This window comes from Sorangium sp. So ce185, assembly GCF_051526825.1.
GTDB classification, from domain to species: Bacteria; Myxococcota_A; Polyangia; order Polyangiales; family Polyangiaceae; genus Sorangium; species Sorangium cellulosum_D.
Window position 1 is genome coordinate 13,272,360 of sequence record NZ_CP150316.1, and the last position, 24,289, is coordinate 13,296,648.

The 24,289-nt window shown below is 72.2% G+C and carries 16 protein-coding genes and 1 pseudogene; 6 read left to right on the top strand and 11 right to left on the bottom strand.

What is annotated here, in order from left to right; genetic code table 11:
* Nucleotides 1–211: 211 nt before the first annotated feature.
* From WMF26_RS49045 to WMF26_RS49055, 3 genes are read right to left on the bottom strand one after another with little or no spacing between them, the layout of a single operon-like run.
* Nucleotides 212–2,428 carry a peptidase domain-containing ABC transporter gene (locus WMF26_RS49045; protein WP_437998329.1) on the bottom strand — a complete coding sequence of 739 codons (2,217 nt, stop codon included), beginning with the start codon at nucleotides 2,426–2,428 and terminating at the stop codon, nucleotides 212–214.
* Nucleotides 2,425–3,369, bottom strand: a complete 945-nt coding sequence (locus WMF26_RS49050; protein WP_437998330.1) for an HlyD family efflux transporter periplasmic adaptor subunit — start codon at nucleotides 3,367–3,369, stop codon at nucleotides 2,425–2,427. Before WMF26_RS49050 ends, WMF26_RS49045 begins: the two co-directional genes overlap by 4 nt.
* Nucleotides 3,366–4,325 (bottom strand): efflux RND transporter periplasmic adaptor subunit, encoded by a 960-nt coding sequence (locus WMF26_RS49055; RefSeq protein ID WP_437998331.1) that lies wholly within the window; start codon nucleotides 4,323–4,325, stop codon nucleotides 3,366–3,368. Before WMF26_RS49055 ends, WMF26_RS49050 begins: the two co-directional genes overlap by 4 nt.
* A gap of 280 nt (nucleotides 4,326–4,605) precedes the next feature.
* Between WMF26_RS49055 and WMF26_RS49060 the strand changes: the two genes are divergently transcribed.
* The 3 genes from WMF26_RS49060 (at nucleotide 4,606) to WMF26_RS49070 (ending at nucleotide 5,843) form a co-directional block, all read left to right on the top strand.
* On the top strand, nucleotides 4,606–4,770 hold the full coding sequence (locus WMF26_RS49060) for a hypothetical protein (protein WP_437952954.1): 165 nt from the start codon (nucleotides 4,606–4,608) through the stop codon (nucleotides 4,768–4,770).
* A gap of 195 nt (nucleotides 4,771–4,965) precedes the next feature.
* Nucleotides 4,966–5,343: an ArsR/SmtB family transcription factor gene (locus WMF26_RS49065; protein WP_437998332.1), complete on the top strand. Its 378-nt coding sequence runs from the start codon at nucleotides 4,966–4,968 to the stop codon at nucleotides 5,341–5,343.
* Nucleotides 5,340–5,843 carry an SRPBCC family protein gene (locus WMF26_RS49070; RefSeq protein WP_437998333.1) on the top strand — a complete coding sequence of 168 codons (504 nt, stop codon included), beginning with the start codon at nucleotides 5,340–5,342 and terminating at the stop codon, nucleotides 5,841–5,843. Before WMF26_RS49065 ends, WMF26_RS49070 begins: the two co-directional genes overlap by 4 nt.
* On the opposite strand, the gene WMF26_RS49075 is transcribed toward WMF26_RS49070, so the two are convergent.
* The 3 genes from WMF26_RS49075 to WMF26_RS49085 all read right to left on the bottom strand — a co-directional run bounded on the left by WMF26_RS49075 (nucleotide 5,813) and on the right by WMF26_RS49085 (nucleotide 13,317).
* On the bottom strand, nucleotides 5,813–7,858 hold the full coding sequence (locus tag WMF26_RS49075) for a hypothetical protein (protein ID WP_437998334.1): 2,046 nt from the start codon (nucleotides 7,856–7,858) through the stop codon (nucleotides 5,813–5,815). The two genes, WMF26_RS49070 and WMF26_RS49075, sit on opposite strands and share 31 nt — an antisense overlap.
* A 125-nt stretch (nucleotides 7,859–7,983) precedes the next feature.
* Nucleotides 7,984–11,019: an outer membrane protein assembly factor BamB family protein gene (locus WMF26_RS49080; RefSeq protein ID WP_437998335.1), complete on the bottom strand. Its 3,036-nt coding sequence runs from the start codon at nucleotides 11,017–11,019 to the stop codon at nucleotides 7,984–7,986.
* A gap of 333 nt (nucleotides 11,020–11,352) precedes the next feature.
* Complete coding sequence (locus WMF26_RS49085; RefSeq protein ID WP_437998336.1) at nucleotides 11,353–13,317, bottom strand: hypothetical protein; 1,965 nt, start codon at nucleotides 13,315–13,317, stop codon at nucleotides 11,353–11,355.
* A gap of 171 nt (nucleotides 13,318–13,488) precedes the next feature.
* Here WMF26_RS49085 and WMF26_RS49090 point away from each other — a divergent pair, with 171 nt between their 5' ends.
* Together WMF26_RS49090 and WMF26_RS49095 are read left to right on the top strand one after the other, a co-directional pair.
* Nucleotides 13,489–14,019 (top strand): GNAT family N-acetyltransferase, encoded by a 531-nt coding sequence (locus WMF26_RS49090; protein ID WP_437998337.1) that lies wholly within the window; start codon nucleotides 13,489–13,491, stop codon nucleotides 14,017–14,019.
* A gap of 87 nt (nucleotides 14,020–14,106) precedes the next feature.
* Nucleotides 14,107–15,750 carry a 5'-nucleotidase C-terminal domain-containing protein gene (locus WMF26_RS49095; protein WP_437998338.1) on the top strand — a complete coding sequence of 548 codons (1,644 nt, stop codon included), beginning with the start codon at nucleotides 14,107–14,109 and terminating at the stop codon, nucleotides 15,748–15,750.
* Here WMF26_RS49095 and WMF26_RS49100 read toward each other — a convergent pair.
* Nucleotides 15,735–16,412 (bottom strand): glutathione S-transferase family protein, encoded by a 678-nt coding sequence (locus WMF26_RS49100; RefSeq protein WP_437998339.1) that lies wholly within the window; start codon nucleotides 16,410–16,412, stop codon nucleotides 15,735–15,737. The two genes, WMF26_RS49095 and WMF26_RS49100, sit on opposite strands and share 16 nt — an antisense overlap.
* A 104-nt stretch (nucleotides 16,413–16,516) precedes the next feature.
* Nucleotides 16,517–19,288, bottom strand: a complete 2,772-nt coding sequence (locus tag WMF26_RS49105; RefSeq protein WP_437998340.1) for a DUF2961 domain-containing protein — start codon at nucleotides 19,286–19,288, stop codon at nucleotides 16,517–16,519.
* Between the two features lie 114 nt (nucleotides 19,289–19,402).
* Here WMF26_RS49105 and WMF26_RS49110 point away from each other — a divergent pair, with 114 nt between their 5' ends.
* Complete coding sequence (locus tag WMF26_RS49110) at nucleotides 19,403–20,755, top strand: ADP-ribosylglycohydrolase family protein (protein WP_437998341.1); 1,353 nt, start codon at nucleotides 19,403–19,405, stop codon at nucleotides 20,753–20,755.
* Nucleotides 20,756–20,801: 46 nt separating this feature from the next.
* Here the strand turns inward: WMF26_RS49110 and WMF26_RS49115 are convergent.
* The 3 genes and pseudogenes from WMF26_RS49115 to WMF26_RS49125 form a co-directional block, all read right to left on the bottom strand.
* A pseudogene (locus WMF26_RS49115) lies at nucleotides 20,802–21,518 on the bottom strand (ABC transporter permease); the annotation flags it as partial.
* A 107-nt stretch (nucleotides 21,519–21,625) separates the two neighbouring features.
* On the bottom strand, nucleotides 21,626–23,137 hold the full coding sequence (locus WMF26_RS49120) for a sugar ABC transporter ATP-binding protein (RefSeq protein ID WP_437998342.1): 1,512 nt from the start codon (nucleotides 23,135–23,137) through the stop codon (nucleotides 21,626–21,628).
* A 7-nt stretch (nucleotides 23,138–23,144) separates the two neighbouring features.
* Entirely contained in the window at nucleotides 23,145–24,164 is a 1,020-nt protein-coding gene (locus tag WMF26_RS49125) for an ABC transporter substrate-binding protein (protein WP_437998343.1), read from the bottom strand.
* Between the last annotated feature and the right edge of the window lie 125 nt (nucleotides 24,165–24,289).

Sequence of the window (24,289 nt, forward strand, 5' to 3'; positions counted from 1 at the left end):
TTAAGAACGGGATATCCCCTCAGGATAGAACCGCACGGCTGCGCTCTGGAATCAAGTGTTTCGTGCATTCGTCGATGCGCGCGGCCCCGCATTCGTCCCCCGCGGGAGCGGCGCTCCTGGATCGACGCATGCATTGGCGGAATGAGCGCGGGCGCCGATTGCGCCGCAGAGTCGCCCGCTTATCGTGCTCACCCCGGGCAGGACGGGTGGCTCAGGTTACAACTTCGCGCGCGGCGAGCTGCCCCGCGATGAGCTCCGCATACACGCCCTGCTGCGCGACCAGCTCGGCGTGCGTCCCCCGCTCTACGAGCCTGCCCTGGTCCATGACCAGGATGACGTCCGCGTCCCGGATGGTGCTCAGCCGATGGGCGATGACGATGCGCGTGCAGCGGAGGCCCGCGAGCTGCTCTTGCACCTTGCGCTCGGTGATCGCGTCGAGCGCGCTCGTGGCCTCGTCGAGCAGCAGGATGGCCGGCTCGCGGACGAGCGCGCGGGCGAGCGCGACGCGCTGCCGCTGGCCGCCGGAGAGCGAGCCGCCCCCGTCGAGCAGGAGCGTCTCGTAGCCCATCGGCATCTTCACGATCTCGTCGTGGATCTGCGCCCGCTCCGCCGCGCGCTGGACCGCCTCGAAGGTCAGATCCGGATCGGAGAAGGCGATGTTGTCCCGGATCGAGGTGCCGAAGAGATAAGGGCGCTGGGCGACGATGCCGAGCTGGCGCCGGACCGAGCGCAGCTCGAGCTCGCGCAGGTTCGCGCCGTCGTAGAGGACGCGGCCCGACGAGGGCGCGTAGAGGCCCAGGAGGAGGCTCGCTAGCGTCGATTTGCCCGACCCGGAGCGCCCCACGACGGCGACGAGCTGGCCGGGGGCCACGCGCACCGAGACGTCGTCCACGACGAGCGGATCGAGCGGCCCGTAGCGGAACGACACCCCGTCGAGCTCGATGGCGCCGCGGAGCCTCTGCGACGCGCGCGCGGCGGACGGCTCCTGCTCGAGCGGCGCCCGGAGCACCTCGTCGATGCGCTCCGCATAGCCGTCGAGGAGCTGGAGCTGCGCGGCGGTGGCGGCGAGGCTCGACAGCGGGCCGAGCAGGCCGACGGCGAAGGTGTTGAGGGCCAGCATCGATCCGAGCGAGAGCTCGCCGGTCAGGACCTGGCCGGCGCCGATCAAGAGCACGACGAGCGGCGCGCCCATGGTCACCGTGGCGTTCACCGACTCGGAGAGCGCGCTGAGCCGGCCGCCCCGCAGCGAGGTGTTGAGGACCTCGACGAAGAGGTCCGACCAGTGGACCTCGGCCCGCTGCTCGCATCCCATGCCCTTGAGCGTCTCCATCCCTGCGAGCATCTCGATCTGATAGCCCTGGAGGCGCGCCTGCTTCGTGAGCAAGGTGGCGTTGATCTCCTTCTGCTTCGGGCGCACCAGCAGCACGGCCGCGATCTGGAGCGCGCCGAGCGCGATCACGACGGCGCCCAGCGTGGCGCTCACCAGGAGCAGGAGGAAGAGGTAGAGGAGGACCATCGCTCCGTCGAGCAGCGCCGAGAAGACGCTGGCGGTGAGGATCTCGCGGATGGTCGTGTTGCTGTTCAACCTCATCATGAGATCGCCCGCGGATCTCCGCTGAAAGAAGGCGTAGGGGAGCGAGATGAGGCGATCGAGGAAGCTCGCGGTCATCCTCGCGTCGAAGATCGCGCGGAGCTTCAGGAGCAGGTGCGAGCGGACCATCGACGCGAGGAAATGGAAGCAAACGATCGACGCCAGCCCGACCGACACGACGAGCAGCAGGTGGCGATCGGCCCGGGGCACGACGCGGTCGACGACGGCGCCGGTGAGCAGGGGAAAGGCGAGCGCGAGCAGCTGGAGGAAAAAGGAGGTGGTGAAGATGCGCGCCCAGCTGCCGGAGGCGAGGAGCATCTGGTGGACCGGGCGGCGACCGTTGGCCGCGGCGCCCGGCTCGAACCGCTCCGACGGCTCGAAGACGAGCGCGACGCCGGTGAAGAGCCGGCTCGCCTCCGCGAGCGGCACCCGGCGGCCGCCCACCGCGGGATCCACGATGTCCACGCCGCGCCCGCCGAGCCGCTCGAACACGACGAAGTGGTTGAAGCCCCAGTGCAGGATCGCCCCCGGGGCGAGGTGCGCGAGCGCCTCGAGCTTCAGCCTCACCGCGCGGGCGCGGAGGCCGAAGTGCTGAGCGGCCTGGACCAGCTTCCGCGCGGTCGTCCCGTCGCGCCCGGCCGCGAGGACCGCGCGCACCTCGTCGCGGCCCACGCCCTTTCCGAGGTAGGCGAGCACCATCGCGAGGCAGGCCACGCCGCACTCGGTGTCGGTCAGCTGCTGCACGAACGGGATCCGCCTGGGTCGCGCGGTCATCCGGAGCCCCTTGAGGGCCGGCAGCCGGGCCACGAGCCCGCCGGCGTCGCCGAGGGCGGTCATCGGCCGCCTCCGTCGAGCAGGCGGAGCCCGGGGATCAGCGCGACGAGCAGGCTCTCGGAGCGCACCTTCACCTCGGCGACGCCGCTCATCCCCGGGTAGAAGTCGAGCGACCGCTGGTCCACGCGGAAGCCGCCGGAGGGCAGGCGCGCCTCGACGAGCACGACGGGGCCGTCGATCTTCACCGTGTCGGCGATGGGCTGACGCAGCGACCGGCGCACCTCGCCCGGGCCGATGAGCTCGGTGCCCACCGACGCGATCTCGAGATCGAGGTAGGCGTACCTGTACCCGGTCACCTCGAAGCGGAGCGGCATCCCCGGGCGGAGCTGCGGGCGGTGCTGGCCCGGGAGCATGGCCACGACCGAGCCGCGCGCGTCGTCCCCGAGCAGCGTGAGCACCACGTCCCCCGCCTCGAGGCGCTGCCCGCTGCGGATGCGGAGATCGCCGGCGCGCCCTGCGTGCGGCGCGCGGATCGTCTTCTCCTCGAGCTTCGCGGCGGCGAGCGTTCGCTCCGCGCGCAGCGAGGCGAGCGCCTGCTGCGCGGCCTGGTCGGCCGGCTCGCGGAGCAGCTTGACGAGCTGGACGTCGAGCTCGCGCTGGAGGCGTTCGAGCTCGGCCGACTCGCGCGCGGCCTCGAGGCGGACGAGCGGCTGCCCTGCCTCGACGCGCTGCCCGGCGCGGACCTCGATCGCGCTCACCGAGCCGGGCACCGCGGCGGTCACGTCGCTCCTGCCGGCGATCTGGACGACGGCGGGGCCGCTCGCGATCTGGTGGACCTGGGCGACGGCGCAGAGCAGGAGCGCGGCGGCGAAGGCGAGCAGCACGAGCCAGTACGCCCAGCCGGTCCAGGGGGAGGCGAGGGCGAGCACCTCGCCCTCGGCGCTCCTGCCGGCGGCGGTGAACTCGAGCGCCTCGGGGCGGAAGATCCTGGCGGCGCGGCTCACGGCGCGCCCGCTGCCGGAAAGACGCGCGCCATCGCGCCGGCCACGAGCAGCTCGCGCGGCGCGTCGCCGGGCTCGATGCGCGCCTCGACCACGACGGCGCGGGACACGGCGTCGATCTCCGGCGCGATGGTCTCGACGGTGCCGCGGAGCTCGACGCCGCCGGCGCGGACGCGGACGCTGGCGTTCTCGTCCACCTCGCCCCGTTGCTCCTCGGGCACGCCGAACCGGACGAGCAGCCCGTCGTCGCTGATGAGCCGCAGGATGGGCAGCGTGGTGCCGACGCTCTCGCCCGGCTCGGCGTAGCGGGCCACGACCCGGCCGGCGAAGGGGGCGCGGATCTCCGCGTCTGCCTCCACCTTGCGGAGATGGCCGACGCGCGCGCGCTTCTCGCGGAGCTCTGCGGCGGCGGCGTCGACCTGGAGCCTCGCCACGGCGGTCTGGTGCTCCGCGGCCGACAGGTCTTCGCCCGAGGCGAGCCCCTCGACGGCCAGCGCCTGCTTTCGACGGTGGCGCTCTGCGGCCTCGGCGAGCTCCTCCCTGGCTCGGCTCAAGGCGACCTCCGCCCCCCGGAGGGCCGCTGTGGCGATGGCGGCGTCGGAGCGGAGGGTCTGGAGATCGAGGGTCGCGAGGAGATCGCCGGCAGCGATCCGATCGCCGAGGCGCACGTGAACGGCGCGGAGGCGCCCCTCGTTGCGCGCCGCGAGGTCGACCGATCGATGCGAGAGGAGGACGCCGACGAAGCCGCGGTGAGCGGGCGGCGGTTCGCTCTTGTCCGGGGGAGATGCATCGATGGTAGGAGCGGCCGGCAGGACCGCTGCGCGGAAGGCGCCGAGGTGCGGCTCGAGGACCGCGACGTCCGGCGCGCGGAGGCCAGCCAGGGCGAGCGCGCCGGCGAGCGGAACGGCGACGGCAGCGCCGGTAATGGCGAGCTGCTGATTCCTGAAGGGCCAGAGCATGGTGGCCGGGGTTGCAACGCATGTGCCGGTGTGGGTGGGCTGGAGAGCGCCGCTCGCGCAGGGCGCTGAGCTGATGAGTTGCTCTATCGCGCAACGGATTGCTCTCGTTCACGGGGTACGCCGCGCTCGGCCGGCGGAAGCGATCGGGCGTGCGAGCCAGCCTACTGGGCACTGCGATCGCGGGGATCGGCGGCGCGCGGCGCGAGCTTCGATCGCTGGCACGAAGCTCGCTTGGGGAGCCGCCGCCGGATCGAGGTGATCCGGCAGAGAGGAGATCACCATGGTGGACAAGTCGATTGGAAGGACCGAAGAGACGGTGATTGGAATGGAGGAGGTCGCGGAGATCGAGCTTGAGCTCGACGATCTCGATATCGTGGCTGGTGGAGCAGTCGATCTGCATGGCTGCGGCTGCGGCTGCCCCAATCTCAAGAACCCCAACCGGTGAGATGCGGTATCCCAGCACCGCCGGGTTCGTCCGGACCTGGCGGCGCTGGGAGCTCCAGCGTCCTGCGCGACGAGCTGCACATCGCGCCTCGGAGGGCGCGGCGCTCATTCGCGCGCGCGCGCCGATCGAGAGCCGCCCGAGCGCCGCACCCGCCGCCGCTTGACGACGCGTAACATATCGGTTACACGTTCGCCGATGGACGCGGTTGCCCAGGCGCTGGCGGATCCGATCCGGCGGGAAATCCTGCGGATGCTGCGCGGCCGCGCCGCTGCGGCCGGCAGCATCGCCGGCGCGTTTTCGGTCAGCCGCCCGGCGGTCAGCCGGCACCTGCGGGTCCTGCGCGAGGCGGGCCTCGTGCGCGACGTGCAGCGCGGCCGCGAGCGCGAGTACAGCCTGGATCTCGGCGCGCTCGCCGAGCTCGAGGCGTTCCTGCGAGAGCTGCGCGAGGAGAGCCCGTGGTACCGCCGGTTCGACGCGCTCGAGACCGAGGTGCACCGCGTCGGCCGGCAGCGGCGCATGGCGGCCGCGACCCCGTCCCAGAACGAGACGAAGCGAAGAAAGGAGACAGCATGAGCCCCCGACCCACCGGCCGCGTCCGGAGCACGGCGACAGGCGCCGATCTCGTGATCCAACGAAGCTTCCGCGCCCCCATCGAGGACGTCTGGCAGAGCGTCACCGCGTCGGAGAGCACGGCGCGCTGGATCGGCCCGTGGGAGGGGGAGGCGGGCCCCGGCAAGACGGCGCGCCTCCAGATGGCGTTCGAGAAGGGCGCGCCGTGGTGCGACATGACGATCGACGCCTGCGAGCCGCCGCGTCGCCTCGCGCTCACGGCCAAGGACGATTACGGCGAGTGGCGGCTCGAGCTGTCGCTCGCGGCGAAGGGCGAGACCACCGAGCTCACCTTCATCCAGCACCTCACCGACCCCGCGCTCGCCGGCGATACCGGGCCGGGCTGGGAGTATTACCTCGACATGCTGGTCGCCTCCCGGCTCGGCGCGCCGCTGCCGAGCTTCGCCGACTATTACCCGTCGCAGCGCGATTACTACCTGGGCGACGCGCGCACGCAGGAGTAGCCGGCCGCGCTGGGGCTCGGCGGGTCCGAGCCCTGCTGCCGCGTCGCTCGCCTCGACGGCGTGGCGTCCGCTCCTCCGCGATCTCGCCTGAGCCTGGGTCGCCCCCGCGCCGCCATGGCGAGGCCGAGCGCCGCGAGGACGGCGGCCTCCAGGGCGCCGCCGAGCCCGGGCTTTCGCGCCGCGAGAGCGCAGCCGCTGGACGCCGGAAGCTCGCCTTCTGGAAGGTCGGGTGACGCTGCCGCGGGCGCGCTCGCCGCGCGCGCGCCCGCTTCCCCGATCCTCATCGTCGACAGGGCGGCGCGCGCGCTCGCGAACGACGCGCCGGTGGAGCCGCCCGCCTCGCCGGCGCCCTCGCGCTCGCCGTCACCTTCGCCCTCGCCCTCGCCGCTCGACCCGTCATCGACCCGGAACAGCGTGTTTCCCATCACGACGTACCAGGCGCCCTCGAACCAGCGTGCGTGTCCCAGCTGCGAGCCAATCTCGCGCGGAGCGGCGCCGGCGGCGCCGAGGTAGCGCTTCGGCGGGGTGAGGAACATCACCTCGCCGGTGTCGCTGATGCCGTCGTGCCCCAGGCGCGCGGGCGGATCGTCGAGCTGGCTGGGGGTGCTGGAGCTGAGCTGGTGCTGCGCGCCGCTCGGGGTCCGGAGCCAGACCTGCTCCGCGCCGCGCGAGCCCTTGAGAAACGCGATGTAACCCGCGTGGAGCTGGTAGGCGCCCGTCTGGGCGCCCTCGGGGCGCGCGACGGGGACGACGCCGAGCGGCACCTGCCCGGAGGGCGCGGCCAGGATGCTTTGAGGCTGGCCGGATCTGAGGATCTTCGTGAATACGACATTGATCCCGTCCGTCACGGGGCGCGTTATTTCATCTCCGCTCGTGGCCAGCAGCGTGCTCGTTCCATTCCTGCGCGTGTAGAGCGACCAGCGGCCATTCACATACGCGAAGAGCCCGTCGTCGGCGACATCCATGCTGGGGCGGTCCAGCGCGGCCCCGAGCGCGAGCTCGTCGGTGCCCGACGCGAGATCGCGCACGTACGTACCGCTGCCCGAGTAGGCCATGGCATCGCCGCTCACGAACGCGACGCGGCCGTTCTCCGTCAGCTTCAGCAGGGCGCCGTGGCGCCACTCGTAGACGGCGCTCGGGGGGCGATCGATGGTGGGCGGCGCCGGCACCTCCATCACGGCGCCGGCGCCGGTGAGGAACGCCCTCGTGGCGTCGTTGAACTGGTACGGATAGGGCAACTTCATGACCCGCGTGGTGGCCCGCGTCGCCCGATCGAGCACGAAGAGCTCCTCTCGCCTCTTGACGAACAGGATCCGCGTCCCGTCGAAATCGAGGATGCGCCCGGGCACCTCGTCGATCGGCTCGAGCAGCGGACTGGTCTCGACCTGGATCGTCGGCCCGAGGAGGATCATGCTGCTATGGATGTCCACCATTTGGAATTTCAGATCGAATTTACGGCCGCTGTACGCGCTGAGGTCGACGACGGTGTCGAGCGCCGCGGTGGCCCGCGCGAGCTCGACCGAGGTCGACGGGTTCGTGTCGTAGAAGTTGGCGGTGGCCCGGATGGAGCAGTCCGCCGGGTGGTCGTCGACGCAGGTGGCGGCGAGCCGGAGCGACGGATGGGCGACCGCCTCGTGCGTCGGCGCCAGGACCTGGGCGGTGGGTATCTGGTCCTGGAACACGGTGCGCTGCGCGGACACGCTGGTGCCCTCGACGTCGGTCGCCGTGACGGTCAGGACGTGCTCGCCATAGGGCAGCCCGAAGGTCGAGATGCCCGCCTTGTAGGTGACGCCTCCGGTGTTCGTGAGGATCACCGATCCTGCGCCGAGCTGCGCCTGAACGCGCGCGATCTGGAGCGTGGAGCTCACCTCGACGTGGATATTGACATACGTGTGGCTCCATGCGCGCTGCCCGGGCTCCACGAATGTCACAGCGATGGCTGCCCAGGCCGCGCGCGCAGGCAGCATGGCGAGCGCGCAGAGCAGCGACGCCAGCAGAAAGCGGATGACTCGCATACTTGTCCTTACCTCCCGCACCTCACCGGTGCGTCCCTTCGGATGATCGTTCGAGAATTCCTCTGCTCCGCGGCCGTACGGCGGACCGGGCGCGGTGGTAGCGCCCGCCGCCGCCGCCAGGGCGCTCAGGGGGTCATCGTGGCGACGAAGACGTCGGTGCCGGCCGCGTACGGTATGGGCCCGCTGCCGAAGTCGGTGGCCCCCTCGACAGCGCCGGTGAGGGCGATGGTGCCGTTCGGGGCGAGGGCGATGTCCTTCGCGCTGGCGTCGAAGCTGCTCGTCCAGAGGGCGGTGCCGCTGGGGTCGAGCCTGGCGAGGCCGTCGCCGGCGATGACGATGCTGCCCGAGGGCTCGAGGGCGAGCGCGTCGCCGAAGGGGATGGGCAGGCTGAAGACGTGCTCGCCCGCGGCGTCGAGCTTGATGAGGACGGGTCCCTCGGGGAGCACGCCGCCGCCGAAGTCGACGGTCCCGTCGGTGTAGCCGGTCAGGAGGATGTCATCGTCGGCGTTGACGGCCAGCGCGAGGGCGGACGCTCCGATGTCCGTGCCGGCGGGGTCCGAGGGGCCGAGCTGGCGGCTCCAGACCACGTCGCCGGTCGGGGTGAGCTTCTGGACGGTGAACCGGTGAGCGCAGGGGCAGGACGGGTCCTCGGTGATGGACGAGCTCGCCGTGATCACGAAGCCGGCGCTGTCGACCGCGAGGAGGGCGCTGTCGCTCTGATGCTGGCCATCGACATGGTACGGAACTGCCGCCGTGAGCGGCTTGCTCCAGAGCAGGTTCCCTGCGCTGTCCAGCTTCACCAGGGTGGGCACCAACCAGCTCGTGCTCTGCGCGACGACCGTCACATAAGCGTTGCCGAGCGCGTCGACGGCGAACGCTTCGAACGGTCGGTAAAGGCGCGCGCCTGGCGTGACGGACCCCCGGCTCCAGAGGTGATTGCCCTCGGGGTCGAGCTTGGCGACGAAGGTCGCGTCGAGGTAGTCCGTGGACAGGAGCTCGCAGCCGCCGAAGCTGATGCCGGACGTCGCGTTCGCCTTGTGGGTGCCGGCCAGCAAGACGTTGCCGCTCTCATCGACGGCGACAGCCTGGCCTGCTTCCTGGAAGCGGCTGCCGAAGCGCTTGCTCCAGAGCAACGCGCCGGCGGGATCGAGCTTGAGGAGGAACACGTCAGTGAGGCCGGCGCTGGTCAGCGGGCCCGCGCCGAAGTCGACGGTCCCTTCGAAGGAGCCGGTGACATAGTAGTTGCCGGCGGCGTCGCTCGCGATCGACCAGCCTGCGTCGGCGCCGGAGTCGCCGTAGCCTCGCGACCACGGCGGCTGCAGAGGACAATGGGGCTCGCCGTCGCAGTCCTCGTCCTCCGGCGTCGCGCAGTCCTCCGCGGTGGGCGTCACCTCGCCGACGCAGGGACCGTAGCCAGCGCCGTCGGGAAGACAGGTCTGCGCGCCAGGAGCGCAGCGCCCGACGCCCCGGGTCCCGGCGGCGCCGGTGTAACACGCGACGACGGAGCCAGGCGCGCACGTCGCAGGCGGGTCGCCGCCGCCCGTGCCGGTCGACCCTGCGCCGTCGCCATCGTCGCCGTCGTCGCCATCGTCGCTCTCCTTCGGATTGAAGGTGGCGACGTAGGCGTCGAATATGCCTCCTTCATGGGCGATCGGGCCGGTTCCGAAGTCCACGGGGCGGATCGCGCGGCCGGTGACGGCGACCGTGCCGCTCGGGGACCAGGAGATATCCTGCACATCGGCATCGAAGTTGATCGACCAGAGCTCCGTCCCGCCCGCGTCGAGCATCGCGAGGCCGCGCCCCGCAACGACGATGTCGCCTGTGGGATCGAGCGCGATCCTGTCGCCGAACCGGACCGAGCGGCTGGAGATGGGCTCGCCTGCGGCGTCCAGCTTGACGAGCACGGGGCCGACGGGGAGAGTCCCGCTGCCGAAGTCGACGGATCCATCCGTCTCGCCGGTCACGAGGATCTCGTCTGCCGCATTGAGCGCCACCGCGTCGGCGGTCGGGCCGCTGTACAAACCGTACGCGCTGGACATGAACACTCGCTCCCAGAGCACATCGCCGGTCGGAGCGAGCTTGGAGACGACGAAGCTGGGCCCGTCATAGGTGGAGCCTTCCCCGGGTAGGTTCACCACCACGACCGGGTTGCCGGCGCTGTCGAGCGCGAGCCGCGCGTCGTGCACGTCATGGCTGATGGGCCCGGGCAACCTCCGCGTCCAGACGATGGCCTTGCTCGCGGCGTCCAGCTTGACGAGCGTCGCATGCGAATCGAGGGCGACGATGTAGATATCGCCGGCAGCATCGATGGCCATCTGCGGGACGGAGCGCACCGAAAGAAGATCATAGGGGCCATCGCTCCAGATGTGGTTGCCGTCGGGATCGAACTGGGCCACGAAAAAGGACGTGAAATTGGCGGAGATGGGACATCCGCCCAGCTCGGGGCCCAGGTTCGAGCTGCCGCCCGTGTACACGCCGGTGAGGAAGACGTCGCCGTTCTCGTCGACGGTGACGGCGCCTCCGCGCTCGTCGTTGTCGTAGGTCCCGAAGCGTTGGCTCCAGAGCACCGAGCCCGAGGGATCGAGCTTGAGGAAGAAGATGTCCGACCGTCCAGCGCTGGTCAGCGGGCCGGCGCCGAAGTCGACGGTTCCTTCGAAGGACCCCGAGACGTAGAAGTTGCCTGAGCCGTCGCTCGCGATGGACCAGCCCTCGTCGATGCCAGGGCTGCCGAAGCCCCGCGCCCAGGGCGGCGGCTGAGCGCAGCGGGGCTCGCCGTCGCAGCTCTCGTCCTCCGGCGTGGCGCAGAGCTCTCGAGCGGGCGTCACCTCGCCCGTGCATGGGCCGTAGCCGAAGCCGTCGGGGCGGCAGGTCTGCGTCCCGGAGGCGCAGCGCCCGACGTCCCTGGTCGCTGCAGGGCCGGTGTAGCAGGCGACGACCGAGCCCGGCACGCACGTGCTCGGCGAGCCGCCGCCGCTGCTCGAGCTGCTGCCGCCGGTGCCGGGCGCGCCGCCGTCGCCGCCGGTGCCAGGAGCGCCGCCGGTTCCAGGAGCGCCGCCGGTGCCGGGCGCGCCGCCGGTGCCAGGAGCGCCGCCGGTGCCAGGAGCGCCGCCGGTGCCAGGAGCGCCGCCGTCGCCGTTCGAGCCTCCCGCACCATCGGTCACGCTTCCGCCGCTTACCCCCGGAGAGCCGCCGCTGCCGCCAGTGCCTGCTCCGCCGCCGCCGTCCCCGCCGGGGCCGGTGGGCTCGCACGCTGCGAGGCCGACAAGGGCCGTGACGGTCAGGGCGGACGCGGACCGCAGGCGACCCCTGCGGCTCGAACCGCTACGTTCATTGTACCCGGCCATGCCGGCTTCGTTGCCCGGCAGGAGCGCCGCATTCATGCGGCCTCGACGAGAGAACGGTTCGAGTCCTCGTCTGGTCCCGCAGCTGCGAGCATCGCTGTGCAGTCGTATTCCCGTGCTGGAGCTCGACACAGGTCGACGGCGCCGGGGCGCTCAGGGGGTCATCGTGGCGACGAAGGCGTCGGTGCCGGCCGCGTACGGTATGGGCCCGTCCCCGAAGTCGGTGGCCCGCTCGACAGCGCCGGTGAGGGCGATCGTGCCGTCGCCGCTCCTTGGCGGGTTGAACGTGGCGACATAGGCGTCGGCATACCCTCCACCATAGGTGATCGGGCCGGTCCCGAAGTCCACGGGGCCCGCCGAGCGGCCGACGACGGCGACCGCGCCGTTCGGGGACCAGGAGATATCCTGCGCATGGGCATCGAAGTTGACCGACCAGAGCTCCGTCCCGCTCGCGTCGAGCTGCGCGAGGCCGACTCCGCCGATGACGATATCACCGGAAGGGACGAGCGCGATCCTGTCGCCGAAGCGGACCGAGCGGCTGAACATGGGCTCGCCCGCGGCATCCAGCTTGACGAGGACGGAGCCGGCGGGGAGGACACCGCTGCCGAAGTCGATGGATCCATCCGTGTCGCCCGTCACGAAGATCTCGTCTTCCGCATTGATCGCTACCGCGTGCGCCGTCACGCCGCCGCCCATCCAAGGGTCCGAGCTGGATTGGTAGTGTTGCAACCAGAGCAGATCGCCCGTCGGAGCGTACTTGGAGACGACGAACTGGCTCGGAAAGAGGTCAGTGATGCTCGAGCCTTCGGTCACGACCGCCACTGGGTTGCCGGCGCTGTCGAGCGCGAGCCGCGCGCCGCCGACGTAGTATCCTGGCAGCCCCTCTACCCAAAGGGTGCTCTTGCTCGCGGCGTCGATCTTCAAGAGATAGGCGCTCTCCCACTGGAGGTACACGACGTACATGTCGCCGTGAGCGTCGACGGCGATTTGCTCGACGGAGCGCGTGTCCGAAGAAGGATAGGGGCCATTGCACCAGATGGGGTTGCCGTCGGGATCGAACTGGGTAACGAAGAAGGCGGTGTAATAGTCGTTGACGGCGGGGAGATGACACCCGTTCAGATCGAGGCCCGGCTGCTCGGGCAGGACGCGGTACGTGCCGGTGAGGAGGACGTTGCCGTTCTCGTCGACCGTCAGGGCGCCTCCGTGCTCGTTGTCCTCGGTCCCGAAGCGATGGCTCCAGAGCACCGAGCCCGCGGCGTCGAGCTTGAGAAAGAAGATGTCCGACCGTCCGGCGCTGGTCAGAGGGCCGGTACCGAAGTCGACGGTTCCTTCGAAGGAGCCGGAGACGTAGTAGTTGCCGTAGGCGTCGCTCGCGATGGCCCAGCCCTCGTCGATGCCAGGGCCGCCGAAGCCCCGCGCCCAGGGCGGCGGCTGAGCGCAGCGGGGCTCGCCGTCGCAGCTCTCGTCCTCCGGCGTGGCGCAGCGCTCTCGAGCGGGCGTTACGTCGCCCGTGCATGGGCCGTAGCCGAAGCCGTCGTGGCGGCAGGTCTGCGTCCCGGAGGCGCAGTTCCCGACACCGTTCGTCCCGGCAGGGCCGGTGTAGCAGGCGACGACCGAGCCCGGCATACACGTGCTCGGCGAGCCGCCGTCGCCGCCGGTGCCAGGGGCGCCACCGCCGTCGCCGCCGGTGCCAGGGGCGCCGCCGTCGCCGCCGGTGCCAGGGGCGCCGCCGTCGCCGCCGGTGCCAGGGGCGCCGCCGCCGTCGCCGGTGCCAGAGGCGCCGCCGGTACCGGGAGCGCCGCCAGTGCCAGGGGCGCCGCCGTCGCCGCCGGTGCCAGGGGCGCCGCCCTCGCCGCCAGTGCCAGGGGCGCCGCCCTCGCCGCCGGTGCCAGGCGCGCCGCCATCGTTGATCGATCCACCCGCGCCATCCGCGACGCCGCCGCTGCTTACCCCCGGAGAGCCGCCGCTGCCGCCCGGGCCTGCTTCACCGCCGCTGTCCCCTCCGCGGCCAATAGGCTCGCACGCGGTGAGGCCCGCGAGCGCCGCGATGGTCAGGGCGGACGCGGCCCACAGGCGAGCCCCGGGGCGCGAGCCACGACGTTCCATGTCCTCGGCCATGGCCGCTTCGTTGCTCGATAGGAGCGCCGCATTCATCCCGACGCCGCGACGACGCGCCTCGACCGTTCCCGCCCTGGCGCGGCGACCGCGCGCCTTGCTACCCTGCGGTGTCGTCCCGGTGGCCTTTGCGGCGAATCGGTCATCGGGTCTGATCAGGCCAGAGGAATTGCCATGGCGGATTTCAACACAGTTGCTCTCGAGGAGGCGACCTCGGCCGATGCCCTGCTGCTGTCCAACCTCCTCGAGCTGTACATTCACGACCTGAGCGACGTGTTCCCCGGCCTCGAGCTGGGGCCGGATGGGCGCTTCGGGTACGACAAGCTCCCTCTTTACTGGTCCGAGCGGGAGCGCCGGTTCGCCCTCATCGTCCGGTGTGACGGGCGCATCGCGGGCTTCGTCCTGGCGACGCGGGGCTCACCGGCAGCGGATAACCCGGATGTCCTCGATGTCGCCGAGTTCTTCATCGTGCGTCGGTACCGCCGTTCCGGCGTGGGCCGCCGGGCGGCCGTCCTTCTATGGCAGCGCTTTCCGGGCGCGTGGACCGTGCGCGTCTCCGAGGGGAATGCGGGCGCTCTCCCGTTCTGGCGCAGCGTCGTCGCGGAGTTCACGAGCGGCGCTGCGACGGAGACGACGCGCCCGGGCCGCCCGCATCCCTGGCGCGTGTTCTCCTTCGAGAGCGTGCCGGCGCGCACCACCCTCTGACGCCTCCGCGGCGCGACGGTGGATCCCCGGGCGCCGCCGCGCGCGCGGAGGGCACACCCCCGCGCGCTGGGCTATCTTCGAGGGGACATGACCGCCGGCGAACAAGGCACGCCCAGAGGCCCCTCTCTGCGGATCGTCTGCGTGAACGACGTCTACGCGCTCGACAACCTCCCGCGCCTCGCGAGCCTCGTGAGGCATCACGCCGCCGGGCCGGCGGATCGCTTCATCGCCGTGCTGGCCGGCGACTTCCTCGCGCCGAGCCTCCTCTCGAGCCTCGATCACGGCAGGGGCATGGTCGACTGCATGAACGCGGTGCCGATCACGCACACCATCTTCGGCAACCACGAGGCCGACATCGAGCTCCCGGAGCTCAGGGCGCGGGTGCAGGAGTTCCGGGGAACGTGGCTCAACACCAACATGCCCTCGTTCTCTCCGGCGCTGCCCACCCACGAGATCCTCGAGATCGCGAGCCCCGGCGGGCGCGCGGTCCGGGTCGGCCTCCTCGGCCTGCTCGTCCACGTCCAGGGCCTGTACCGGCGGGGCGCGTTCGGGGGATGCGCCATCGAGCCGGCGAACGAGGCGGCCGTCCGCTGGGCCGAACGGCTCGTCCGCGAGGAGCGCTGCGCCTGCGTGATCCCGATAACGCACCAGAGCCGCGACGCGGATCTCGCGCTCGCGCGGGCGCAGCGCGACCCGCCCTTTCCCGTGATCCTCGGCGGCCACGAGCACGAGGTGCTCATCGACGACGTGGACGGCTGCTGGGTCGTCAAGTCCGGCACCGACGCCGAGCGCGCGGCCGTCATCGATCTCGCGTGGCCCGCCGAGCCTCCGCCCGCCGGGGGGCCCGACCTGCCCGCGGTCACCGTCCGGCTCGAGGACGTCCGCGCCTATCCCGAGGATCCGGCGATGCGCGCGCGCGTGGACCGCCACATGCAGATCGTGCGCGACCTCGACGCGGCCACCCTCCTCCGGCTCCCCCCGGGGAGCGCGCTGTCGTCGATCGGCACGCGGACGCGGCAGACCTCGCTCGGGACGCTCCTCTGCTCGCGCATGCGGGACGCGCTCCAGGCCGACGGGTGCCTCTTCAACGGCGGCGGCATCCGCGGGGGCCGCGAGTACCGCGAGCGCTTCACCTACGGGGATCTGAAGGCCGAGGTGCCCTTCAGCAACGAGCTCGTTGTGGTCCGCCTCCCCGGCCGCGTCGCGCGCGAGGCCGTCGCCGCGTCGCGGTCGCGCGCCCCCGCCCAGCACGCCGGCTTCCTCCAGATCGACGACCGGATGGCGATCGACGACCGGGGCGTCCTGACCGCGATCGGCGGCCTGCCGCTGGTCGACGATCGCGCGTACCGGATCGCCCTCCCGCGAGCGCTCCTCGGCGGCATGGATGACATCGCCCCGCTGGTCCGCTTCGCCGAGGCGCACCCGGAGGAGGTGCCGCCGGCGGACACCGGGCGCGAGCCGAAGCTCGTCCTCGTCGAGTCGTTCGCCGTGGAGCTCTGGCGCCAGCTCGGGCCCTTCGACGCGATCGACGCCGACCGCGACGGCCGCGTCTCGGCCGACGAGCTGCGGGCGGCCGTCTCGCGGGCGACCGCCGAGACGCCGTCCGAGGTGGTCGTCGGCGAGCTGCTGAGGGTGCTCGATCGGGATGGGGACAGGCTCGTGACGCGCGGCGAGGCCGGCGCGCGCGCCCCCGCGCCGGCCGCGGGGTCGCGCGGTCAATCCGACCAGTGATAGGTCTCCTCGGGCCTCCCGCCGAACGTGGCGCTCGGGGCGGTCCAGGTGCGGAACCGCCGCTCGCCGCGCACGTAGCCGCGGACCCCCTCGGCCGCGAAGAACGACGTCATCGCGTGCCGGAGCTTCGGGAACTCGTCCAGGAGGCCGGGCTGCATGGGCCACAGCGACTCCAGGGCGAACGCCATCGTGGCGTCGGCCAGCGTGTAGCGGCCGGGGAGGGCCCAGTGCTCCGCGCTGGCGGCCGTGCGCGCGAAGTAACGCTCGAGCAGGTCGAGCTTCTGGCCCATCGCCGCCCGGTGCGCGGCGCGGATCTCGTGGAAGCGCGGATCGAAGCACGTCACGCCGAGGTCGCGCAGCATCTCGTTCGCGACCTCGGTCACCTCGTCGATGCGCGCGGCCTCCTCGAGCGTGCCGCCGTAGAGGCCGAGCTTGCGGGCCACGTAGCGGCCGATCGCCTGCGACTGGCAGAGGACGAACGCCCCGTCCTCCAGCACCGGCAGCTGCCCGAACGGCGTGATCGGCAAAAACCGCTGCTTGCCCTGCGGCCCCTGCCAGAGCTCGATCGGGATCGTCTCGAGCTCGTACCGCGCGCCGGCCAGCTCGAGCAGGAGCCGCGCCGGCTCGATGAGCCCGCGTATCGGGAAGTAAATCAGCTTCATCGCCGTCCTTTCGGTGGTCCCAGTCGGGGTTCCCGGGGATCCCTACCGGCAGGGTGCCCGGACCTCAACTTCTCGGGGGGCGCCTTGCCCCCTCGCGGCGCGGCTCAGAGGCCGAAGAGCTCCTGGAGGAACACGCCGCCCTTGCCGGCCCCCGCGTGCGTGAAGAACAGGCGCCCCGCGTCGAAGCTGCCCCCCTCCGCGACCCACTCGGCCGCGTGCGCGCGCAGCCGGGCAACGGGGTGCGGGGGGAACGCGAACGGCGAGCGCGAGCGGTAGAGGAACGTGGCGTCGTAGTCGACGGGATAGCTCGTGATCGTCAGGTAAAACCACCCCTTCCGCGCGAACACGAACGGGGACTCGGTGTGACCGCTGTTGTTCATCGCGGTCTCCGGCCCGAGCGTGAGCGCCATGGCCGGCGGGCTCCAGTGGACGAGATCCAGCGACGTGCGGTAAGCGACGCCGCTCCGGCGCGATTCCCGCGACGCGCAGCGCGTATAATAAACCACCCACAGATCGCCGAGCCGGACGAGCATCGGATCGCGGGCGACGCAGATGTCCTCGAAGAGCGTACCTCCGTGGCGGGTCCAGGCGATCCCGTCGCGCGAGCGCGCGATCCGGAAGCCGGATCGGTCGGGGTCGGGCGTGCCCACGTGAAAGATCATGACCAGGCTGCCGTCGCGGTCCCGGACCACGTGCGGGGCCCAGATCCAGCGTTCGTCGGGGAGGGCACGGGTGGAGAAGCGCTCGGGCGCCAGCGCGAAGCTCGGCGAGGCGGCTTCGACCCAGCGCGCCGGCCCGGGCCCGGCCGCCGTCGCCAGGACGAACTCGACCTCGGTGTCCGGCCGATAGGGCTCGCGGTTGAAGATGCCCGTGAGGAGCCAGCGGCCGTCGGAGAGCTGGACGATCGAGTGATCGTTCACGTAGGACGGTGCCTCGCGGAGAGCATTGGCGTCGAAGATCTTCCTCGCGGGGCCCTGCGTCAGGTGCGGCGCGGGGGGGCCGGAGAAGAACCGCAGCGTGTAGCCGCGCTCGCTCCACGGCGCGGGGGAGCTCCGCGCGTCGATCTCGAGGATCGGGCGCTGGTCTGCGCCGCACTGGCCGGGGAGCAGATCGATCCAGAGCGCGTCCTCCGCGAGCGGCCGGACCGGGTTCGCCTGCATCTCGTGGATCACGCCGACCTCCCGCCCGTCGAGCCGCACGCGCGCCGTCTGGGGGGCTTTCGCCGCGGAGTACGCGCGGAGGAGCAAGAGCCCGCGCGCGTCCGGCGGGCAGTCGACCTCGATCCGGGTGATCCCGCGGCCCTCGCGCGACCGGGAGACCCGCCGGAGCTCCGAGCGCTCGGCGTCGAAGGCCAGACGCGCGCGGCGCCGCCTCCCTTCGAGGCGGACCTCCTGCTCGCCGATCTCCCGAGGATCCGAGAAGGCGTAGGCGAGGCCCAGCGAGCGCGCCCGCAGCGGCGTATAGGCGCCGGTCGGGCCGGCCTCGATGCCGAAGCGCAGGCCGGAGCGGCTCACGATGGGGTCGGCCACGTGCAGGCGGTACAAGGAATGGTCGAACAGGGCGTTCCGCCAGCGATTCTCGGGATGGATGACGATGAAGCGGAGCAGGCCGCTGAACGGGTTATGGTGCGCGCCCAGGAAATAGAAGCCTCCGTTGAAGTAATCCTCGGTGCCGGTCCCGATCTGCAGGGGGTATGACATCCTGTCGGTCCGGATCATCTCGTCTCCCTCGAGATAGGTCCGGTCGTTGGGCCGGCCGCCGCTGAGGTGCTCCAGGACGGCGACGAGCTGGAGCGGCCCGTCGCCCTCGAAGAGGGGCATCGTCGTCTCGCGTCCGGGGGCCACCTGATCGCGGTATTGCGCGAGGAGCCGCACGCCGGGGCGGGCGGGCGCGAGATCGACGGCCGCCTCGAGGCCCGCGATGGACGACCCGGGCGCGGCCCCGAGCGACAGCACCTCTCCCTCCGCGAGCGGAATGGGCAGGCGCGTCGCGAGCCTGCCGAACCCCGCGGCGTCGGGCGCCCGCGCGGCGTGCAGCGCGCTCCGGAACGTGGTCCATCCGCCGTCGGCCTCGGCGCCCGTGCTGGCCAGGCCGAAGAAGAACGACGCGGGCACCGGCGGCTGCTCACCGATCCTCACGTCCAGGTCTTTCAGGCTTCCCGCAGGGATCCGGAGATCGAGGCCCGATACCGTCGCTGGGCCGATCGCCAGGACGAGCGGTGCGCCGGGGCTCGGGGCCTGCCGGTGCGTCGGGGCGGGCAGGGCGGCGGTCCAGTCCTCGGTCATGAACCCCGCGAGCTCCTCGGGCGTCGGCCCCGACGCGGCGCCGGGGCCCTCGCGGTAGGTGACCTGGTAATAGATGGGGACGCCCCGGAAGCGGACCTTGGCCTCGCTGGACCAGGCGAAGGGGACGTAGCTGGTGAACGCGCCGGAGCTCGCGTCGACGCCGAGCACGAGGGGCGGCTTCCAGGGGCCGCGGCCCTCGAAGAAGTCGTGGGGTGAGCCGCGGAAGGCCGTGCGCCCGTCGATCTCGATCCAGATCTCCTGGCCCGGCTTGTCGAGCTCCGCGCGCGGGGCGGTCATCCATATCCGCGTGATTCTCCCCTCGCCGCGGGCATGGAACAGGACCCGGTGATCCCCCTCCTGCGCGACGCCAGCGCGATATCCATCGTTGTTGCCGCCCGCGGGGTCGTGGGTGGTCACGCTCCGGGATATCCACCCCGGGTGAAAGGAGAGCAGATTCTCCAGCACCGGAGCGATCGACGCGACGCCCGGCGTGACGGCGAGGGCCCCGCCGAGGAGATGGCGGCCCGCGCGCGAGACGAGGGTGTCCAGGCGTGCGCCCGCGGCGCGCGCGATGTGCTGCCCGAGGTTCATGAGCACAACCTAAGGGGGAGACCGGCGCCGGGGGAGCGGGCTCGGCACCTCGCTTGCATTAACGCGAGGCGAAACCAGGCGCGACGCTCCGGGCGCGCATTCAAGGAGTGATTCATGCGCACCCGTGGCGGCCCTCGCCTCCTCGAAGGAACATGCCGCATCGCGCCTCCTGCGCGCTGGCGCGGCCTGCTGCTCGCGCTTCTTTCCATCCCGTCGCTCGCGGGCGCGGGCGGCGCGCCGGCAGGCCCCGTGGAGCGACGCGACCTTCCGGGAATCTCCTCCAGGACGCGCGGGCAGCTCGATCGCGCCGCCTACGCCGAGCGGCTCCGCGCGATGTGGCTCGGCGAGTGCATCGCCAACTGGACGGGGCTGACGACGGAGGGCGTCCGCATCGAGCGCCCCTTCTTCACCGACGCAGACTGGGGGACACCCCAGGGCCGCAATGGGGCGCGGATCGACTTCGTGCTCCTCGACCCGTGCCCGGCCGATGACGACACCGATATCGAGTATGTCTACTTGCACCTCATGACCGAGGCGCGGACGCTCTTCCTGTCCCCCGAGGCGATCCGGGACGGGTGGCGAGCGCACATCAACGATTTCATCTGGGTCTCCAACCGGAGGGCGCGCGACCTCCTGGAGCGAGGCGTGCTGCCCCCCAGGACGAGCCACCCGGCGCTCAACCCGGACGCGCTCCACATCGACGCGCAGCTCACCACGGAGATCTTCGGCGCCCTCGCGCCCGGCATGCCGGAGCTCGCGCTGCGGATCGCCGACCTCCCCATCCGCACCACGGCGCGCGCGCACGCCGCGCACGCCGCGCAATTCTATGTCCTCCTCTTCTCGCTCGCGGCGACCTTCGATCCGGAGAAACCGCGGCGCGAGGAGATCGTGCGCATCGTCCGCGAGGCCAGGAGCTACCTGCCGGATGCGTCGAAGGCCGCCGATGTCATCGATTTCGTGCTCTCGGCCTATCTATCGGCGGACGATCCCGAGGATTGGGAGAGCGTCCGCGACGCCATCGCGCATCGCTATCAGGAGCAGGCCCGGGCGCACGGCTTCGTCTATCGAGGGTTCACGGAGTCCGCGATCAACCTGGCGACCGGGACGATGGCCCTCCTGTTCGGCGGGGGGAGCTTCCGGCGCACCGTCCAGATCGGCACCCTGTCCGGGTGGGACTCCGACAACGGCACGGCGACGATGGGCGGGCTCGTGGCGCTGATCGGCGGCATGGAGGAGCTGCACCGCGCCTTCCCGGGGGCGCGGCTCGCCGAGCGCTATCGTATCCACCGCACGCGCCCGACCCTGCCGGACCGGCTGCCGGAGGACCGCGAGGCGGAGGACACCTTCACGGCGATTGCGCAGAGGATGGTCGCGCTGGTGGATCTCGCGGCGCAGGCTGACGGCCCGCGGCCGCGCGGGCCCCGCGCGCGCGGCGCACCCGATCGACGGCCACCGCGGCCACGATGATCGCGCCCGTCGCGATCTCCTGCACCCAGCTCGGCAGCCCCAGGTGGACGCCGCCGGTCCGGATGACCGTGATGAGCAGCGCGCCGATCACGCTCCCCGCGACGCTCCCCTCGCCGCCCGAGAGCGGCGCGCCGCCGATGACGACCGCCGCGATGACCTCGAGCTCGAGGCCCACCGAGTCCGTCGGGTCGCCCACCGTCAGCGTCGAGAACTCCATCACGCCCGCGACGCCGGCGAGGAGGCTCGACAGGGTGTACACCGCGATCTTCACGCGCCCGGTGTCGATGCCGCAGAGCCGCGCCGCGGCCTCGTTGCTGCCGACCGCGAACACGTGGCGCCCGAAGCGCGTGAAGGTGAGGACGGCGAAGACGAGGAGCGCGAGCGCCGCGGTCATCCACAGCCCGGGCGCGGCGAGGTCGGCCGAGAGCAGCGCGTCGAGGCCGCGCGGGTCGGCGTCGACCTTCTGCTCGGACGCGAGCCCCTTCGCGGCGCCGCGCAGCGCGCTCATCGTGCCCAAGGTCACGACGAAGGGCATCATCCGCGCCCGCCCCACGAGCGTCCCGGCGACGACGCCCGCGAGGCCCGCCGCCGCCGTGGCGGCGAGCGCCGCGGGCAGCGCCGGCGCCCCCGCGCGCAGGAGCGTCGCGAGGACGACCGTGGTGAACGCGACAAGCGAGCCCGTGGAGAGGTCGATCCCGCCGGTCGCGATGACCAGGGTCATGCCGAGGGCGCAGATGCCGACCACCACCGTCTGCCGCGCCATCGTGAGCAGGTTCTGGCTGCGCAGGAACGTGTCGGGCGCGAGCGCCGCGAAGAGCGCGTAGACGAGCAGCAGGGCGACGAGCGGGCCGAGCCACGGCGGGCGCTTCTTCACGAGGAGGCCTCCAGGAGGAGCGACGCCGCGGTCCACGACGCCGCGGGCCGCGGCGGATCGAGGGTCCCCCGCCGGAGGACCGCGATGCGGTCGCACGTCGTCACGAGCTCGTCGAGCTGGCTCGACACGAGCACGATGGCCTTGCCGGCGCCCGCGAGCTCGCGGAGCAGCGAGAGCACCTGCGCCTTGCTCGCGACGTCGATGCCGCGCGTCGGCTCGTCGACGAGGAGCACGTCGACGTCCTCGCGGAGCAGGCGCGCGAGCTGGACCTTCTGCTGGTTGCCGCCCGAGAGCTCGCCGGCGCGCTGCTCCGGCCCCGCCGCGCGGATCGCGAGCGCCTCGATCCAGCGCGCCGCCTCCGGGAGGAGCGCCCTCGGCGCGGCGACGAGGGGCGCGCGCGGCGAGAGCCAGACATTCTCGGCGATCGAGCGGCCGAGCATCAGCCCTTCCCCGCCGCGATCCTCGCTGAGGAGGCCGACCCCGCGGGGAGCGCGCAGCGCGACCGTGCCGCTCTGCTTCGGGTCGAGCCCCGCGAGGATGCGGAGGAGCTCGGTCCGGCCCGAGCCGACGAGGCCGGCGATCCCGAGGATCTCTCCGCGGCGCAGCGTCAGCGACGCGCGCCTCGGCCGCTTCGCGCCGGAGACGTCCCTGACGTCGAGCACCACCTCGCCGCCGGGCGGCGGCCCCTCGGACGCCGCGCGCTCGCGGGCGTCCTCGAGCGCGCGGCCCAGCATTTCTCGGACGATCTGCGCCGGCTCGGTCTCGCGCGGATCGCCTTCCCCGGCGACGCGGCCGTCGCGGAGCACCGTGTAGCGGTCTGCGTGCTCGCGCACGTCCGTGAGGAAGTGCGTCACGAGCAGCACCGCGAGGCCGGCGTCGCGCAGGGCGCGGACGCGGTCGAACAGGCGCGCGGCGTCCGCGTGGCCGAGGCTCGAGGTCGGCTCGTCGAGGACGAGCAGCCGCGCCGCGAGCCGCCCGCCCTCGCGGAGGCCGCCTTGCGCGAGCGCCCGCGCGATCTCGACGAGCTGCTGATCGGCGACGCCGAGCTCCCCGGCCGGCGCGTCGAGCGGCACGCGGTCCGGGCCGTCGGCGACGAGCGCGAGCGCTCCCCGGGCGACGGCGCGGGCGCGCGCGCGGTCGCGGATCCCGGGCAGCGCGCGCGCGGCCGGCTCGATCCCGAGCACCACGTTGTCCGCGACCGAGAGGTGGGGGCAGAGCGTCCGCTCCTGCGGGACGAGGACGACGCCCGCGCGGCGCGCGCCTTCGGCCGAGGCCGGCGCGTACGGCGCCCCCCCGAGCCGCAGCGACCCCGCGTCGGCGCGCTCCATGCCGAGCAGGATGCGGGTCAGCGTGCTCTTGCCCGCGCCGTTCTCGCCGAGGAGCGCGTGGACGCTCGCGGGCGCGATCCGCAGCGAGACGCCGCGAAGCACCGCGCTCGGGCCGAACGCCTTGGCGAGGCCGATCACCTCGAGGAGGGGCGTGCGCGCTGCCATAACGAGCCGCGTCACGAGCCGCTCACTCCCCGAGCCACCGGGCGAGGTCGGGCCTCACGATCTCCTGCACCGCCGGGTCGTCGAGGTCCTGCTTCGTGACGACGCGCGCGCCCGTGTCGATGCGCTTCTCGACCGGCTCGCCGCGGAGGTGCGCCGCCATCGTCTTGACCGCGACGTACCCCATATAGAACGGGTTCTGGACGACGAGCGCCTCGACGTCGCCCTCGCGCAGGGCGCCGAGGAGCTTCTCCGAGGCGTCGAAGCCGACGAATTTCACCTTGTCGGCGGCGCCCGTCTTGCGGAGCGCCTGCAGCATCCCGAAGGTCGTCGATTCGTTCGGCGTGAACACCCCGGCGATCGTCCCCTCCGCGGCCTTGTGCGCGAGGAGCAGGCTCTCGCTCTTGTTGAACGCCGTCTCGGTGGTGGCGCCGCCGTACTGGTTCTCGCTCGCGAGCGTGATGTCGGGCATCGCGCGCACCGCGTCGAGGAACCCCTTCTCGCGGCCCTGCGTGCTCGCCGAGCCCTCCTGATAACGGAGCATGAGGACATTGCCCTTCCCGCCGATCGCCTTGGCGAGGTGCTCTCCCGCGAGCTTGCCGGCGCCGTGGTTGTCGGTCGCGACGAAGCTCACGTGCTCGTCGCCGGCGAGGTCGGAGTCGAACACGACCACCGGGATCTTCGCCTGCGCCGCCGCGCGCACCGGCGACCTCAGCGCCGTGCCGTTCAGCGGCGCGAGCACGATGCCGGACACGCCCTGCGCGACGAAGCTCGAGACCACATCGATTTGCCCCTTGAGGTCGTCTTCCCTGAGCGGCCCCTTCCATACGATGTCGACATCGAGCTCGCGCGAGGCCTTCACCGCGCCCGCGTGCACGCTCTTCCAGAACTCGTGCGTCGTCCCCTTCGGCACGACGGCGATGCGGAGTCGCGCGCCGCTCTTCGGCGCCGCGCCTGCGTCCGTCGACGTCGTATCCGGCGAGGTCTTCGAGCATGCGGTGAGAACGGTGATCGCGAAAACGCACGCGAGAATACTGACGTTCATCGGTGCGCGAGGATAGTCGACGGAGCGCGGTCGCGCTCGCGCTGGAGAGCGCGTCGGTGTCATGAAATCGGCCGCAGGCGCTTCGCGCAATGGCGATGCAGGCCGGGGAGAAACGATGGCGATTC